General features: G+C 73.6%; 13 protein-coding genes. 7 read left to right on the top strand and 6 right to left on the bottom strand.

The features are described 5' to 3' along the window. On the top strand, window positions 1-85 hold an 85-nt coding region (locus AB0D08_RS32005; protein ID WP_094743042.1), incomplete at its 5' end, for an acyl-CoA dehydrogenase family protein. Window positions 86-159: 74 nt separating this feature from the next. On the opposite strand, the gene AB0D08_RS32000 is transcribed toward AB0D08_RS32005, so the two are convergent. The 3 genes from AB0D08_RS32000 to AB0D08_RS31990 all read right to left on the bottom strand — a co-directional run bounded on the left by AB0D08_RS32000 (window position 160) and on the right by AB0D08_RS31990 (window position 2,598). After that, a complete protein-coding gene (locus AB0D08_RS32000; protein WP_051811856.1) occupies window positions 160-588 on the bottom strand; it encodes a PH domain-containing protein in 429 nt (142 codons plus the stop codon). Between the two features lie 70 nt (window positions 589-658). Beyond that, window positions 659-1,123 (bottom strand): hypothetical protein, encoded by a 465-nt coding sequence (locus AB0D08_RS31995; protein WP_051811857.1) that lies wholly within the window; start codon window positions 1,121-1,123, stop codon window positions 659-661. A gap of 80 nt (window positions 1,124-1,203) precedes the next feature. Then, window positions 1,204-2,598 (bottom strand): LCP family protein, encoded by a 1,395-nt coding sequence (locus tag AB0D08_RS31990; protein WP_359893750.1) that lies wholly within the window; start codon window positions 2,596-2,598, stop codon window positions 1,204-1,206. A gap of 153 nt (window positions 2,599-2,751) precedes the next feature. Here AB0D08_RS31990 and AB0D08_RS31985 point away from each other — a divergent pair, with 153 nt between their 5' ends. The 4 genes from AB0D08_RS31985 to AB0D08_RS31970 all read left to right on the top strand — a co-directional run bounded on the left by AB0D08_RS31985 (window position 2,752) and on the right by AB0D08_RS31970 (window position 7,238). Next, window positions 2,752-2,838, top strand: a complete 87-nt coding sequence (locus AB0D08_RS31985; RefSeq protein ID WP_359893753.1) for a putative leader peptide — start codon at window positions 2,752-2,754, stop codon at window positions 2,836-2,838. A gap of 161 nt (window positions 2,839-2,999) precedes the next feature. After that, window positions 3,000-3,554: an NADPH-dependent FMN reductase gene (ssuE, locus tag AB0D08_RS31980; protein ID WP_359893748.1), complete on the top strand. Its 555-nt coding sequence runs from the start codon at window positions 3,000-3,002 to the stop codon at window positions 3,552-3,554. A 332-nt stretch (window positions 3,555-3,886) separates the two neighbouring features. Continuing rightward, complete coding sequence (locus tag AB0D08_RS31975; protein ID WP_033820369.1) at window positions 3,887-4,654, top strand: ABC transporter ATP-binding protein; 768 nt, start codon at window positions 3,887-3,889, stop codon at window positions 4,652-4,654. Window positions 4,655-4,673: 19 nt separating this feature from the next. Then, complete coding sequence (locus AB0D08_RS31970; protein ID WP_033820367.1) at window positions 4,674-7,238, top strand: ABC transporter permease; 2,565 nt, start codon at window positions 4,674-4,676, stop codon at window positions 7,236-7,238. Between the two features lie 76 nt (window positions 7,239-7,314). On the opposite strand, the gene AB0D08_RS31965 is transcribed toward AB0D08_RS31970, so the two are convergent. Continuing rightward, window positions 7,315-8,799, bottom strand: a complete 1,485-nt coding sequence (locus AB0D08_RS31965; RefSeq protein WP_051812372.1) for an LCP family protein — start codon at window positions 8,797-8,799, stop codon at window positions 7,315-7,317. A gap of 161 nt (window positions 8,800-8,960) precedes the next feature. Here AB0D08_RS31965 and AB0D08_RS31960 point away from each other — a divergent pair, with 161 nt between their 5' ends. Next, window positions 8,961-10,028, top strand: a complete 1,068-nt coding sequence (locus AB0D08_RS31960) for a glycosyltransferase family 2 protein (RefSeq protein WP_051812374.1) — start codon at window positions 8,961-8,963, stop codon at window positions 10,026-10,028. A gap of 39 nt (window positions 10,029-10,067) precedes the next feature. Next, a complete protein-coding gene (locus AB0D08_RS31955; RefSeq protein WP_051812376.1) occupies window positions 10,068-10,691 on the top strand; it encodes an acyltransferase in 624 nt (207 codons plus the stop codon). Window positions 10,692-10,711: 20 nt separating this feature from the next. Here AB0D08_RS31955 and AB0D08_RS31950 read toward each other — a convergent pair whose 3' ends face one another. Further along, window positions 10,712-12,292, bottom strand: coding sequence for an LCP family protein (locus AB0D08_RS31950; RefSeq protein ID WP_359893745.1), 1,581 nt, complete (start codon window positions 12,290-12,292; stop codon window positions 10,712-10,714). Window positions 12,293-12,514: 222 nt separating this feature from the next. Next, a complete protein-coding gene (locus AB0D08_RS31945; protein ID WP_359893743.1) occupies window positions 12,515-14,227 on the bottom strand; it encodes an LCP family protein in 1,713 nt (570 codons plus the stop codon). Window positions 14,228-14,291: the final 64 nt, after the last annotated feature.

The following is a 14,291-nucleotide window of genomic DNA, read 5'->3' as shown; positions in this document are numbered from 1 at the left end:
GATGATGCGGGACGCGAAGATCACCCAGATCTACGAGGGCACCAACCAGGTCCAGCGCATCGTGATGGCCCGCAACCTGCCGTAACGCGCACCGGGGACAGCCGTGAGCCCCCGTGCCGTCCGGCGCGGCGGCTCACGGCTGCTCCACGTGGTCCGGTCTCAGCGCGCCTGCCCGCCGTACCTGGCCCGCAACGCCTCCAACTCGTCGGCCACGCGCCCGGCATGGGTCGGCCGGCCGAGCAGGCGTTCCAGCCCGGACGGCTGGACGGCGGAGCAGCCGATCTCCCGGCCGTCCGCGAGTTCGATCACCAGACTGTTCCCGACGTCGAAGCCGCGGATGTCCGACCACGGCACCTGGCGCGATCCCAGGATGTTCACCACCTGCACCCCGCGATCGGTGACGGCCACCCGAAGCCGTGAGATCCGTACCCCCAGCGCGGCCATGCCCAGGTAGAGGAGCAGGAAGAGGGCCAGGCCGGGACGGGGGAAGTCCGGTGACAGCGGGCTGTCCGCGGCCGCCAGCCCGGCGGCCACCGCGACCAGCGCTGCCCCGCTCGCCGGATAGGTCCTGTTCCGGAACGCACGCACGGCCTGGATCCTCCGAGTATCCGGGTCGCGGGGCCTGCCGGGTGCAGCGCCGGGCGGACCCGGTCCGAATCTACGCCAGGCTCTTGGCACTGCCGGTCGCCGCCGGGCGGAAGCCCAGGCGGCGGGCCGGGGCGCCGGCCCAGATCTCGTTCGGGCCGGTGGAGCGGGTCAGGACGGCGTTGGCGCCGACGATGGTGCCGGCGCCGACGGTGAGGACGCCCGACTTGCAGACGATCTTCGCCCCGGCGCAGACCACCACACCGTCCTCCAGCACCACCCGCCGCATCGGGCTGAGCTCCTGCGGCACCCACGGATCCGCCCGCCCGATGGTGACGCCGTTGTAGAGCGTGACGTCCGCACCGAGCGTGGTGTACGGGTGCAGCACGGTGCCGAAGCCGCGGTGGAAGACGGTCAGCCCCGGGCCGATCTCCACCGCCGCCGGGACCTCCATCCCGTACAGCGCGAGCGCCTCCTGGACCAGCCGCCCGAGCAGGCGGTGGCGGCGGAGTCGGATCAGGGAGGTCACCAGCGACATGGCCACCAGTGTGGCGGCGCTGCGGCGGACCGTCGGCCGGTCCGCCGCGACACGCCGCGAAGGCGTCAACGTCCGTACGGCTACTTGACGTCGGGCATCGCGGTGTCGTTCTTCATGGCGTCGAAGACCAGCTTCGACTTGGCCGGGTCCCACTTGACCGCGGACTCGCCGGTCGGGGTGTGGAAGTCGGGGTTGCCGATCGGCACGGTGATGCTCTTCCCGTCGCCGCTGGAGACGCCCTTCATGGCGAGGAACAGCGACCCGAGGTCGGTCAGGCCGGCGTCGTCGTCGACGATCAGCGTGCCGAGGCCGGAGCTGACCATCGGGTAGAAGGTGAACGGGTTGAGCAGGGTGGCCGGGGAGGCGGCCTGCTTGGCCAGCGCGCCCAGGAACTTCTGCTGGTTGCGCATCCGGCCGAGGTCCTGGTCGGCCATCTGGTGGCGCTGCCGGACGAAGGCCAGCGACTGGGCGCCGGTCAGGGTCTGGCAGCCGGCCTTGAGGTTCAGCCCGGAGTCCTTGTCGGAGACGGCCTGGTCGATGCACATGTCGACACCGCCGACCGAGTCCACGATGCCGACGAAGCCGGCGAACCCGATCTCGGCGTAGTGGTCGATGTGGATGCCGGTGTTGGACTCCACGGTCTGCACCAGCAGCCGGCCGCCGCCGCGGGCGAAGGCCGCATTGATCTTGGAGGTGGCGGCGGGCACGGTCTTGCCGTTGCCGCTGGTGTCGGGGTGCGCCGGGATCTGCACCCAGGAGTCGCGCGGGATCGACATCAGGGTGTTCCCGTGGTCCCCGATGTGCAGGATCATCATCGAGTCGCTGCGCTTGCCCTCGGCGGAGCCGGTGTGCAGCGAGTCCTCCTCCGCGTCGGAGAGCCCGGCGCGGCTGTCGGACCCCACGATCAGCCAGTTGGTGCCCTTGCCCTCGGCGGGCCGCCCGGCGTAGCCGGCCAGCACGTTCTCGTGGTTGAGCTGGGAGTCGGCCCAGAAGTAGGTGCCGATGCCGGTCACCAGCAGCGTGGTGACGACGGCCAGCGCGGCCACCTTGATCTTGCGGCGGCGCGGCCAGCGGGACCGGCCGGCGGCGGGCGCCCCCGGCGTACCCGGCCCGCCCGGACCACCGGGAGCCCCCGGCCCGCCCGGCCCGCCGGGACCCGGCCGCCCGGGGTGCTGGCGCGGCACCGGTCTGCCGGGCGGCGCGGCCGGTACCGCCGACGGGGCGGCCGGCCCGGCGGGCGCCGGGATGCCGGCGCCGCGCGGGTTGAGCTCGGGCGGCAGCGGCGGCTCCGCGGCCGGCCCGCCGTAGCCCGGGGCCTCGCCGTACCCCGGGGCGCCGTAGCCCTGGCCCTCGGCGCCCTGGTCGCCGTAACCCTGTCCGCCGTGGCCCTGACCACCCTGGCCGGGGCCGCGCCGGCCCTGACCGTACGACCCGTACCCGCCGCCGCCCGGGCGGTCCTCCTGCCACGTGTTCATGTGGGGAAGGATGCCCGAAAGCGGCAGCCCGCAGTGCTGCCGGGTCGGCTGCGGGGCCGCTTGTAACAGAGCTGATGCAGGGCCCGGATCGTTCAGCGGGAAATGTTCAGGGGCTGGAACCAACCTTGACCGCCCGGAAACGCCCGTGTTTGCATGACGGGCATGGAACAGCGATGGACTCTCACGCGTCGGCTCCACGTCGACCTGGTGCGGGTGTCCGGCGCGCTGTGTCGCGGCTGACCGCTCGCCGCCCTTCTGCCTGAACCCGCCGCACCCGCGCCCCGCGCTGCCGTGCCCCGCGCCGGCGGCCGCTCCCGTGTCCGCGCCCCGCGCCGGCCCGTCCCGCTTCCTGCCACGGTGCCCGCCGACCACCGGCACCGTCCTGCCCCGAGGTGATCCCCATGGCCACCGTCCTGTCCGTGTCCGGCTCCCCGTCCGCGACCTCCCGCACCACCCGGCTGCTCCGCCACGTCGACGCCCGCCTGACCGCCCGCGGCCACCGGGTGGTCCCGTTCGAGGTGCGCGCCCTGCCCGCCGAGGCGCTGCTGGCCGGTGACCTCTCGCACCCCGAACTGGCCCGCGCGGTCGAGCTGTTCGCCGAGGCCGACGGCGTGGTGATCGGCACCCCCGTCTACAAGGCGGCCTACTCGGGCCTGCTGAAGGCCCTGCTGGACGTGCTCCCGCAGTACGCGCTGCGCGGCCGCACCGTGGTCCCGCTGGCGACCGGCGGCTCCACCGCGCACGTGCTGGCGGTGGACTACGCGCTGCGCCCGGTGCTCAGCGCGATGGGGGCCGGGCACATCACCCAGGGCTGGTTCGTGCTGGACCGGCACATCACGGTCCGCGAGGACGGTTCCACCGAACTGGAGCGGGAGACGGACGTGCTGCTCACGCCGGTGGTGGAGGCCTTCGCGGCGGCGCTGGAGCGCAGGCCGGCGCCGGCGCTGGCCGGCTGAGCCGCGGGGCGGCGCGGCGGTACGGCGGGCCGGTCCGGGTGCGCGCACCCGGACCGACCCTCACCCCCGTCCCCTGGTCCCCTAGGGGGAGGTGCCGCGCACCCCGTACATCTCCCGGTCGGTCGGCTTCCTCCCGGCGGATGAGGTGCCGTCCCCACCGCTCTCCTAACGTGGTCCTTATCCCCCCTCGCCACCCGGTGGTGGTGCCGGCCCCAGGCCGGAAAGGGGTGCGGGCCCCATGGCCGACGCACCCCCGCGACCGCCAGGCTCGGGGGGCCAACGGGTGGAACCAGGACAACGAGGAGACTCCAGTGACGACGGCAGCCAACGCCGTGCACAGCGCCCAGCAGTCCGGCGGGCGGGCCGCCAGCGCGGCCAGTGCCCGCCAGGTGACCAAGGCGTACGGCGCCGGGGAGACCCGGGTGACGGCACTCGACGCCGTCGACGTGGACATCGAGCGGGGCCGGTTCACCGCGATCATGGGCCCCTCGGGGTCCGGCAAGTCGACCCTGATGCACTGCCTGGCCGGGCTGGACACGGTCACCGAGGGCCGGATCTGGATCGGCGACACGGAGATCACCGGGCTGAAGGACAAGCAGCTCACCCAGCTCCGCCGGGACAAGATCGGCTTCATCTTCCAGGCGTTCAACCTGCTCCCCACGCTCAACGCGCTGGAGAACATCACGCTGCCGATGGACATCGCCGGCCGCAAGGCCGATGCCGCCTGGCTGCAGCAGGTGATCGACACCGTCGGCCTGTCCGAGCGCCTCAAGCACCGGCCGACCCAGCTGTCCGGCGGCCAGCAGCAGCGCGTCGCGGTGGCCCGCGCCCTGGCGGCCCGCCCGGAGATCATCTTCGGTGACGAGCCCACCGGCAACCTCGACTCCCGCTCCGGCGCCGAGGTGCTCACCTTCCTGCGCCGCTCGGTCGACGAGCTCGGCCAGACCATCGTCATGGTGACCCACGACCCGGTCGCCGCCGGCTACGCGGACCGGGTGCTGTTCCTCGCCGACGGCGCCCTGGTCGACGACATGACCGCCCCCACCGCCGACTCCGTCCTCGAGCGCATGCGCCGTTTCGACGGCAAGCGCACCAGCTGATTCGGAGCCGGAAACCCCCATGCTGCTCAAGACCTCGCTACGGAGCTTCCTCGCCCACAAGGGGCGGATGATCCTCTCGCTGATCGCCGTGGTGCTGTCGGTCGCCTTCGTGTCCGGCACCCTGGTCTTCGCCAACACCGCGACCAGCACCTTCGACAAGCTGTTCGCCTCCACCGCCTCCGACCTCTCGGTCAGCAAGGCCGTCGAGGAGTCCGACCAGAACGGGCCGCCGCGCGGCGTCAAGCCCGCCACCGTCCCGGTGGACACCGTCTCCCGGCTGGCCGGCCTGCCGGGCGTCCGGACCGCCCTCGGCCAGGTGTTCAGCCAGTCGACCGTCCTGGTCGACCCGGTCGCCAACAAGGTGGTCGGCCCGACCCAGGGCGCACCCACCATCGTCGGCAACTGGACCGACTCCCCGCGCAGCGCCCTCGACCTGACCTCCGGCCACCTCCCGCAGGGCCCGGATGACCTGGTGCTCGACGCCGACACCGCCGCCAAGGCGCACCTCGGCCTCGGGAGCAAGGTCCGGGTCGTCGCCACCAGCGGCAACTACGACTTCACGCTGTCCGGCATCGCCACCTTCCGGACCACCAACCCCGGTGCGGCACTGGCCTTCCTGGACACCGCCACCGCCCAGAAGACCCTGCTCGGCGAGGTCGCGTACACCTCGGTCGACCTCTTCGGCGACGGCAGCCGCACCGACGACCAGCTCAAGCAGGAGGCGCTGGCCGCACTCGGCAGCGGCTTCCAGGGCAAGACCGCGGCCGACCAGAAGGCCGACGGCGCCAAGGGCGTCGGCTCCTTCCTGGACTTCATGAAGTACGTGATGCTCGGCTTCGCCGGGATCTCGCTGCTGGTCGGCGGCTTCCTGATCATCAACACCTTCTCGATGCTGGTCGCCCAGCGCACCCGCGAGATCGGCCTGCTGCGGGCCCTCGGCGGCAGCCGCAAGCAGGTCAACCGCTCGGTGCTGATCGAGGCGCTGATCCTGGGCCTGCTCGGCTCCACCCTCGGGCTGGCCGCCGGCCTGGGCCTCGCGGTCCTGCTGATCCAGCTGATGAAGCTGCTCGGGATGAACCTGGACGCCTCCTCGCTGGAGATCACCTGGACCGTCCCGGTCGCCTCGTACGCGGTCGGCATCCTGATCACCGTGCTGGCGGCCTGGGTCCCGGCCCGCCGGGCGAGCCGGATCTCTCCGATGGCCGCCCTGCGCGACCACGGCACCCCGGCCGAGGCCTCCGCCAACCGGATCCGCACCGTCATCGGGCTGGTCCTCACCGCGCTCGGCGTGGCCGGCCTCGGCGCCGCGGCCGCCGCGCACAAGGCCGCCGACGGCGGACTGCCGCTCGGCGCCGGGATCGTGCTCACCCTGATCGGCTTCGTGGTGCTCGGCCCGCTGCTGTCCACCGGGGTGGTGCGGGTGCTCGGCGCCGCGCTGCCGGCCCTGTTCGGCCCGTCCGGCAAGCTGGCCCAGCGCAACGCGATGCGCAACCCCCGCCGTACCGGCGCCACCGCGGCCGCCCTGATGATCGGCCTGGCCGTGGTCACCGGCGCCTCGGTGGTCACCAACTCGATGGTCAGCTCGGTCAACGCGCAGATCGACGACTCGGTCGGCGCCGACTACGTGATCACCGCCAACAGCCCGCTCACGCCGGCCATGGCGGACGCCGCCCGCACCACCCCGGGCGTCAGGACGCTGATCGAGCAGAAGCAGCTGCAGGTCACCTTCGGCACCCCGGACGGGAAGCACCCCAAGTCCCCGCTGCTGGTGGTCACCCCCAACTTCACCGAGGGCTTCCGGATCCCGGCCGTCTCCGGCCGGACCGAGGACGCGCTCGGCGGCGGCATCTCGGTGGACCAGAAGTTCGCCACGGAGCACGGCGTCAAGGTCGGCGACCGGCTCACCGTCGACTACGGCCAGGGCCGGACCCAGAGCCTGCCGGTCGGCGTGGTCACCGAGAGCGGATCCGTCCTCAACGGACTGCCCTTCACCTCCTTCGGCACGGTCGCGAAGGTGCTGCCCGCCGACGAGATCCCCGGCGACGACCAGATCTTCGGCATCGCGGACCCGGGCGCGGACAAGGACCGGACCCTGACCGCCCTGCAGAAGTCGCTGGAGACCTACCCGCAGGTCCAGGTGCAGGACCGGGCCGGGCTCAAGGACCTCATCCAGAGCCAGGTCAACCAGCTGCTCTACATGGTCTACGGCCTGCTCGGCCTCGCCATCGCCGTCGCGGTCCTCGGGGTCGTCAACACCCTGGCCCTGTCGGTGGTGGAGCGGACCCGCGAGATCGGCCTGCTGCGGGCGATCGGCCTCTCCCGCCGCCAGCTGCGCCGCATGATCCGGCTGGAGTCCGTGGTGATCGCGGTCTTCGGCGCCCTGCTCGGCTGCGGGCTCGGCCTCGCCTGGGGCGTCACCGCCCGCAAGGTGCTGGCCGACCAGGGCCTGGACGTGCTGACCGTCCCGACCGCGACGATCGTCTTCATCCTGGTGGCCTCGGCCGTGATCGGTCTGCTGGCCGCGCTCGTCCCGGCCTTCCGGGCCGGCCGGATGAACGTCCTGGCGGCCATCGCCACCGACTGACCGCACCACCACGGGGGACGCGGGGGCCGGGCACCATGCCTGGCCCCCGCGGCATGCCCGGCTCGGGGGCGCCCGGTCACGGGCAGCCGACCTCGGCCCCGGTCTCGGCGGCCGGATCGGCCGGGCCCGGCGTCCCGCCCGCGGCCGCCGGCGAGGCACCCGCGGAGGGCCGGGCCGGCGGCGGGCCGCTCGACGGCGCCCCCGTCACACCCCGGTAGTCGGTACCGGCCACCACCTGCACGGTGGCACCGAGACCGGGCGCCTCGGCCAGTTCGGCGCCGGGCAGCGCCGCCGCCACCGTACGGGCCGACTCGTCCCAGTGCGGGTCGTAGCGGACGGTGGTGCGCACGGCGGTCGTGTCGCCGGTGTTGGCGGGCGTACCGGTGGTGGCGAACCCGGCGCCGCGCAGGTCGGCGTCGACCCGGGCGGCCAGGCCCTGGACGGCGGAGCCGTTGAGCACCTGGACCCGGATCTGTCCGGGCGCCACGCTCCCGGCGGGCACCGGGGCGGCGGACGGCCCGGGGGCGGGCCGGTCGGTCAGCGGCCGGCCGTGCCGCAGTGCGTCGAACAGCGCCTCGGCGCGGGGCCGGTCCCACAGCACGGTCGAACCCCAGCCGCTGACCTGGTGGTCGAGCGCGGCCAGCGGCACGGTGGCGAAGTCGGCGTCGGAGGCGGACAGCTCCTTCAGCCGGGAGACCAGCCGGAGCAGGTCGTCGCCGGTCAGCTGCTGGTCGGCCTTGACCGAGCTCAGCACCGTCCGGGTGACCTGGCCCAGCCGGGCCGGGTCGAGCAGGGTACCGGCGGTGGCGGCCTGCCGGAGCAGCTGGGCGAGGAAGCGGTGCTGGCGGTGCATCCGGCCGAGGTCGGAGCTGCCGTCGACGTGCCGGGCCCGGACGTACTTGAGCGCGCCGGCGCCGTCCAGCCGGGTGGTGCCGGCCGGCAGGTCCAGGCCGGAGTAGTCGTCCTTGAGCGGCTTGCTGGTGCACACCTCCACCCCGCCCACGGCGTCCACGGCGGCGACGAAGCTGAGGAAGTCGACCTGGAGGTAGTGGTCGATCCGCACGCCGGTGTTCTGCTCGACGGTGCGGACGGTGAGCTGGGCGCCGCCCATGCCGTACGCCGCGTTGATCCGGCCCTTGGCAGCGGGCACCTGCCGGTGGGTGGCGGGGTCCTGGTGCTCGGGGATGTCCACGTACGAGTCGCGGGGGACGGAGACCACGCTGGCCCGGCCGCCGCCGTCGGCGAGCTGGACGATCATCATGGTGTCGGTGCAGTGGCAGGACTCGCCGCCGGCGTGCAGGACCTGCTTCAAGGTGGCCTCGGGGATGCCCTCGCGGTCGTCGGTGCCGACCACCAGGAAGGTGGTGACGCCGTCGTCGGCGGGGCGCTCGTGGTCGCCGCTGAAGGCGTCCACCCGGTCGATCGCGTCGCTGACGCCGTTCACCATCGCCCAGCCGCCGCAGGAGGCCGCCAGCACGGCCAGCGACAGGGCGCCCGCCGCCCACTGGGCCCAGCGTCGGCGGGGCGGGCGAGCGGGGCGGCGCGGGCGGGACGGGGGCATCCTCTGGATGGTAGGGGCGTGGTCCGGGCGGTCCGGCGCGCGGCGCGCCGGGCATCCGGGCGAGCAGGCACGTTCCGTCGGAAGCCTCCTGATCACGGCGTCGAACCTGGTGGGTACCCGCATCTGACAAGGGCGGGTATGCGCCGGTACGGTGGGGCCCGATGAACACCAAGGCTGCTGAAGAGCTGCCGGCGGTCTCCGTGATCATGCCGGTGCTCAACGAGGAACGTCACCTCCGCACCGCTGTCCGCCGGATCCTGGAACAGGACTACCCCGGCGCGATCGAGGTGGTGATCGCGCTCGGTCCGTCCACCGACCGGACCGACGAGATCGCCGCCGAACTGGTCGCCGCGGACCCGCGGGTGCGGACCGTGCCGAACCCCACCGGCCGCACGCCCGCCGGGCTGAACGCAGCGATCCGCGGCTCGAGCCACCCGATAGTGGTCCGGGTGGACGGCCACGGCCTGCTCACCGACGGCTACATCGCCACCGCGGTGCGGCTGCTCGGCGAGATGGACGCGGCCAACGTCGGCGGCATCATGCACGCCGAGGGCGAGAGCGAGTGGGAGAAGGCCGTCGCGGCCGCCATGACCTCCAAGATCGGCGTCGGCAACGCGGCCTTCCACACCGGCGGCCTGGCCGGCCCGGCCGACACCGTCTACCTGGGGGTGTTCCGCCGCGAGGTGCTGGAGAAGCTGGGCGGCTACAACGAGGAGTTCATCCGCGCCCAGGACTGGGAGCTGAACTACCGCATCCGCCAGGACGGCGGCCTGGTCTGGTTCACCCCGCAGCTGCGGGTCACCTACCGCCCCCGCCCGAACGTCCGGGCGCTGGCCAAGCAGTACAAGGACTACGGCCGTTGGCGCCGGGTCGTCACCCGCTACCACCGCGGCTCGGTCAACCTGCGCTACCTCGCCCCGCCCGCCGCGGTCGCCGCCATGGCCTCGGCCCTGGTGCTCGGCGCGCTGGTGCACCCGGCCTTCCTGGCCGTCCCGCTCGGCTACCTGGCGGCCATCCTCGGCGGTTCCGCGCTGGAGGGCCGCGGCCTGTCCGCCAAGGCCCGGCTGCAACTGCCCCTCGCCCTGGTCACCATGCACATGAGCTGGGGCTTCGGCTTCCTCACCTCCCCGCGTTCACTGGCCCGCCGGGTGATCGCGAGCACCGCACCGGCCCCGATGGTCCCGGGCGGCGACGAGCGGCAGGCCCGGCTGCGGCCGACTGCGCCATAACCCTCCGGCCGCCCCGCCCCGGGCGCTATCGTCCCCGCCATGGGGATTGCTGAGGGGGCGCCGGCCCGGACCGGTGTACGCGTCGAGCCGACCGCGGACGTCGACGAGCGGGCCGTGATCGGTCCGGGGAGCACGGTCTGGCACCTGGCGCAGGTGCGCGAGGACGCCGAGATCGGGGCCGACTGCATCGTCGGCCGGGGCGCCTACGTGGGCCCCGGCGTGCGGATCGGCGACCGGGTCAAGCTGCAGAACCACGCGCTGGTGTACGAGCCCGCGGTGCTGGAGGACGGCGTGTTCGTCGGCCCGGCCGCGGTGCTGACCAACGACCTGTACCCGCGCTCGGTCGACGTCGACGGCAGGCTCAAGCGCGGCGACGACTGGCACGCCCGCGGGGTGACGCTCCGCCGGGGCTGCTCGATCGGTGGCCGGGCGGTGCTGGTGGCGGGGGTGACGGTGGGCCGCTGGGCGCTGGTCGCGGCCGGCGCGGTGGTGCACCGGGACGTCCCCGACTTCGCGCTGGTGGCCGGGGTCCCGGCGCGCCGGATCAAGTGGGTGGGCCGGGCCGGCGAGCCGCTGGCGGACGCCGGTGGCGGGCGCTGGCGCTGCCCGCGCACCGGCGAGGAGTACGTCGAGGCCGGCGGCGTGCTCTCCGAGGCCCCCTGACGGCAGCCGTCGGCCCGCGGTCAGTGCGTGCCGGTGCGGCCCTGGACGCAGCCGCCCTCGTCGCCCTGGTGCACGGCGACGTCCGAGGGCACCGCGCTGGGCACCGGCGCGGGCGCCGCGGCGGCCCCGCCGCCCGGCTGGTAGTCCGCGCCGAGCGTGACCACCACACCGCGGCCGCCGCCGCCCGCCGAGACGGCGGACTCCGGCAGCCCCAGCGCGGCGGCCACGGCGAGCGCGCCGGCCCGCTGGTCGGCCTGGGCGTAGCGCACGCTGCTGGTCCGTACGCCGGTCCCGGCTCCGGTGCCGGGCGAGGCGCGGTAGCCGAGGCCGCTGAGCTTCTTGCCGGTCTCGGCGGCCAGGTTGGGCTGCGGGGTGCCGTTGAGGACCTGGACGGTGACCGTGCCCGGGTCCACCGGCGGTGCAGCGGGCGAGGACGGTGCGGCGGGCTGCGGGTCGGCGGCCGGCGAGGCGGCGGGGTCGGCGCCGCCGGAGTGGTCCTCGGTGCCGTTCAGCGTCCGGTCGGCCAGGATCAGCGCGAACAGCCCGTCGGCGCCGGGCTGGACCAGCCGGTCCTTCTCCCGCAGCGACTTGTCCGGGTCGTCGTGGGTGTACTCGGTCGGGGGCTGGACGAAGCTGATCTCGGCGGGCTTGATGTTGTGCAGGCTGGAGGCCAGTTCGGCCAGCTTGAGGGTCCCGGCGATCGGGTCGTCGACGGTGATGGACCTGGTGGCGGCCTCCACCACCGGGAAGGCCTTGGTCGGGTCGAGCAGCGTGCCCTGGTCGGTGACCTTCTTCAACAGCGAGGCGAGGAAGGCCCGTTGCATGGCGAAGCGGCCGATCGCGGTGCCGTCCTGGACCTGCTTGCGGGTGCGCACGAACTGCAGGCCCTGCTCGCCGTTGAGCTTGGTGACCCCGGCGGGGAGGTCGAGTTCGGAGTCCTTGTCCTTGATCGGCTGGCAGAGGTTGACCTCCACCCCGCCGACCGCGTCGGTGATGTCCTTGACGCCCTGGAAGTTGACCAGCACGTAGTGGTCGATCTTCAGATGGGTGATCGACTGCACGGTGTCCTGGACGCACCCCGGACCGCCGTGCCCCAGCGCCTCGTTGAGCGGCCGGTGCTTCAGCGGCGCGTGCGTCTCGCCGTTCACCACGCACTTGGGGTGGTCGATCAGGGTGTCCCGGGGCAGGTCGAGCGCGACGGCGGCGCGCTTGTCGGGGTAGACGTGCAGCACGATGTTGACGTCGTTGTTGCCCGCCCCGACGTTGTCGCGGTCGCCGTAGCCGCCGCCGAGTCCCTTGCGGCTGTCGGTGCCGATGATCAGGATGTTCATCGCCACCCGGCCCTGGGCGTCGGCCTGTCCGGGCGGCGGCGGTGCGTTGCCCGCGCCGAGCGGGGCGTGCTGGAGGTTGGCGTCCAGGTGCCTGAGGTAGAGGTAGCCGCCGCCGCAGCCGGCCATCACCAGGGCGCCGGTGGTCAGGGCGACCGGCTTGATCCAGCGGCGTATGCCGGACCTCCGGGCCCGTCGGCGGCCCCGGCGGGTACCGCCGGCCGGCCGGCGTTCCGCGGCGTGGCCGCCATCTGGTTCCGTGCCCTCGTCCATCCCTGTTCCCCCGCCCGTCCGTTCGATACCCCGTGAGTGTTCGAACGGACAAGCTACCCGAGGGCACGCCTCGGTTGCAGCTTGATCACAGCGCCGGTCCACGCGCGGGGCGGGCGGCCTGACGCTCCGTCGAGGGCACCGTCACCCGGTGTGCTCGACAGGCCGGGCCTCCCGCCCTTCCATACGCGCCGGGGGCGTCAGAAGGTGCACGGTGGGCGTGAGTTATTTCGCACAGACGTTGGTGTCGTCCGCCTGCACCCGCTGGAGGTCCTTCGGCGCCTCGGCCGGAGCGGCCGCGGCGGTGCCCGGGGCGGCCCCGAGGAAGTCCTTGCCGAGCACCACCACCAGGGCGTCCTTGGCGCCGAGTTGGGAACTCTGCTGGACGGCGGTGGCCGGCAGGCCGAGCGCCGCCGCCAGCGCGGCGGCCTGGTCGGCCTTCCCGGCCGGGTACGAGACGCTGCTGGCCTCCGCAGCCTCCGCGTTGCTGCCGGTCGCCGCCTTGGCGAAGCCCTTGCCCTGCAGGGTGGCCACCGCCTTCGAGGCCTGCTGCGGCTGGCCGGTGCCGTTGCGGACGGTGGCCCGGACGGCCGCGCCGTCCACGTCGGGGGCGGCCGGGGCGGCGGGGGGGCTCGGGGCGGCGGGCGCGGCGGAGGCGGCCGCGTCGGCGGCCTGCTGCACCTCGGTCAGCGAACGGTCGTTGGCGATCATCGAGAAGAGCTGCTCGGAGTCGCCCGGCTTGAGGATCAGCCGGTCGTTGTCCTTGGGATCGTCCAGCACCGGCACGGTGGTGAAGGTGATGTTCTTGGTGTCGACCTTGCTCAGGTCCAGCGCCAGGTCCTTGAGCTTGTCGACGCTGCCGATGCCGGAGTCGACGGTGAGCGCCTTGGTGGCGGCGTCCGCGAGGCTCCACAGCTTGGTCGGGCTGGTCAGGGTGTCACCGCTCTTGATCTTGCGGATCATCGAGCTGATGAACTGCTGCTGCAGCGGGATCCGGGTGAGGTCGCCGCCGAAGCCCACCGCGTGCCGGGTCCGGACGAAGGCCAGCGCCTCCTCGCCCTGCACCACGTGCTTGCCCTTGGTCATGTTCAGGTGCGAGTCGGGGTCGTTGATCGGCTTGGCCGCGCAGACCTCCACCCCGCCGACGGCGGTGGACAGCGTCTTCACCGCCTCGAAGTTGACCATCATGAAGTGGTCGATCCGGATCCCGGTGGCCTTCTCCACGGTCTTCCAGGTGCAGCCGGGGTCGCGGCCGTCCTGGCCGAGACTGGTGTTGAACATCGCCCGCGCGCTGCCCGGGATCTTCTTGGTGCCGCTCTGGCACTCCGGGATCGGCAGCATCAGGTCACGGGGGATGCTCATCACCGTCGCGTTGCTGCGGTCCTTGGCGACGTGGAACAGCAGGGTGGTGTCGGCGTGCCCGGTGCTGCCCTCGTCGCCGTACTCGCGGCCGAGGCCCTCCCGGCTGTCGGTTCCGATCACCAGGATGTTGAGCGCGTCGCCGGCCGCCTGCGGCCGCTCGGCCTCGCTGCCGACCTGGACCTCGACCGAGCTGATGTTGTTGTTGAAGTGCTGGTACGCGTAGTACGCGCCGCCGCAGCCGGCCACCAGTACCAGCGCCGCGACCCCGGCGGTCCACTTGAGCGCGCGCCTGCGCGGCTTGGAACGGCCGCCCTTGCGGCGGGCGGCGCGGCCACCGTCGCCGGGGCCGGTCGGTGTGAGCGGTGCGACCGCGGGCTCCGAACGGGGCCCGGGCATCCGGGCCGGGCCCGGCGCGGTGCGCCCCGGTCCGGCCTGCGGCGGGACGACGGGCGCAGGCCCGTCCAGGTTCAGCCGGAACTCGCCGGTCTGCGGGTCGAGGACCCACTGATCGGCCGGGTCGACCTCCTCGGGCAGCGGGACCGCGAGGCGGTTCGGCTGCCGGTGTCCGCTGTTCACCCCGGACACCCTAGACGAGCCGCACCGGTGGTTCGGTCACGGTGTGACAGCTGCCACACTGCCA

The sequence above is a fragment of the Kitasatospora sp. NPDC048540 genome, assembly GCF_040651175.1.
GTDB lineage: Bacteria > Actinomycetota > Actinomycetes > Streptomycetales > Streptomycetaceae > Kitasatospora.
This window is presented reverse-complemented; position numbering and strand designations above follow the sequence as displayed.

Coding starts and splice junctions, on each gene's coding strand:
- AB0D08_RS31950 (WP_359893745.1), bottom strand. CDS start 12,292: ATGGACGAGGGCACGGAACCAGATGGCGGCCACGCCGCGGAACGCCGG.
- AB0D08_RS31965 (WP_051812372.1), bottom strand. CDS start 8,799: ATGCCCCCGTCCCGCCCGCGCCGCCCCGCTCGCCCGCCCCGCCGACGC.
- AB0D08_RS31955 (WP_051812376.1), top strand. CDS start 10,068: ATGGGGATTGCTGAGGGGGCGCCGGCCCGGACCGGTGTACGCGTCGAG.
- AB0D08_RS31995 (WP_051811857.1), bottom strand. CDS start 1,123: ATGTCGCTGGTGACCTCCCTGATCCGACTCCGCCGCCACCGCCTGCTC.
- AB0D08_RS31960 (WP_051812374.1), top strand. CDS start 8,961: ATGAACACCAAGGCTGCTGAAGAGCTGCCGGCGGTCTCCGTGATCATG.
- ssuE (WP_359893748.1), top strand. CDS start 3,000: ATGGCCACCGTCCTGTCCGTGTCCGGCTCCCCGTCCGCGACCTCCCGC.
- AB0D08_RS31970 (WP_033820367.1), top strand. CDS start 4,674: ATGCTGCTCAAGACCTCGCTACGGAGCTTCCTCGCCCACAAGGGGCGG.
- AB0D08_RS31990 (WP_359893750.1), bottom strand. CDS start 2,598: ATGAACACGTGGCAGGAGGACCGCCCGGGCGGCGGCGGGTACGGGTCG.
- AB0D08_RS31985 (WP_359893753.1), top strand. CDS start 2,752: ATGACGGGCATGGAACAGCGATGGACTCTCACGCGTCGGCTCCACGTC.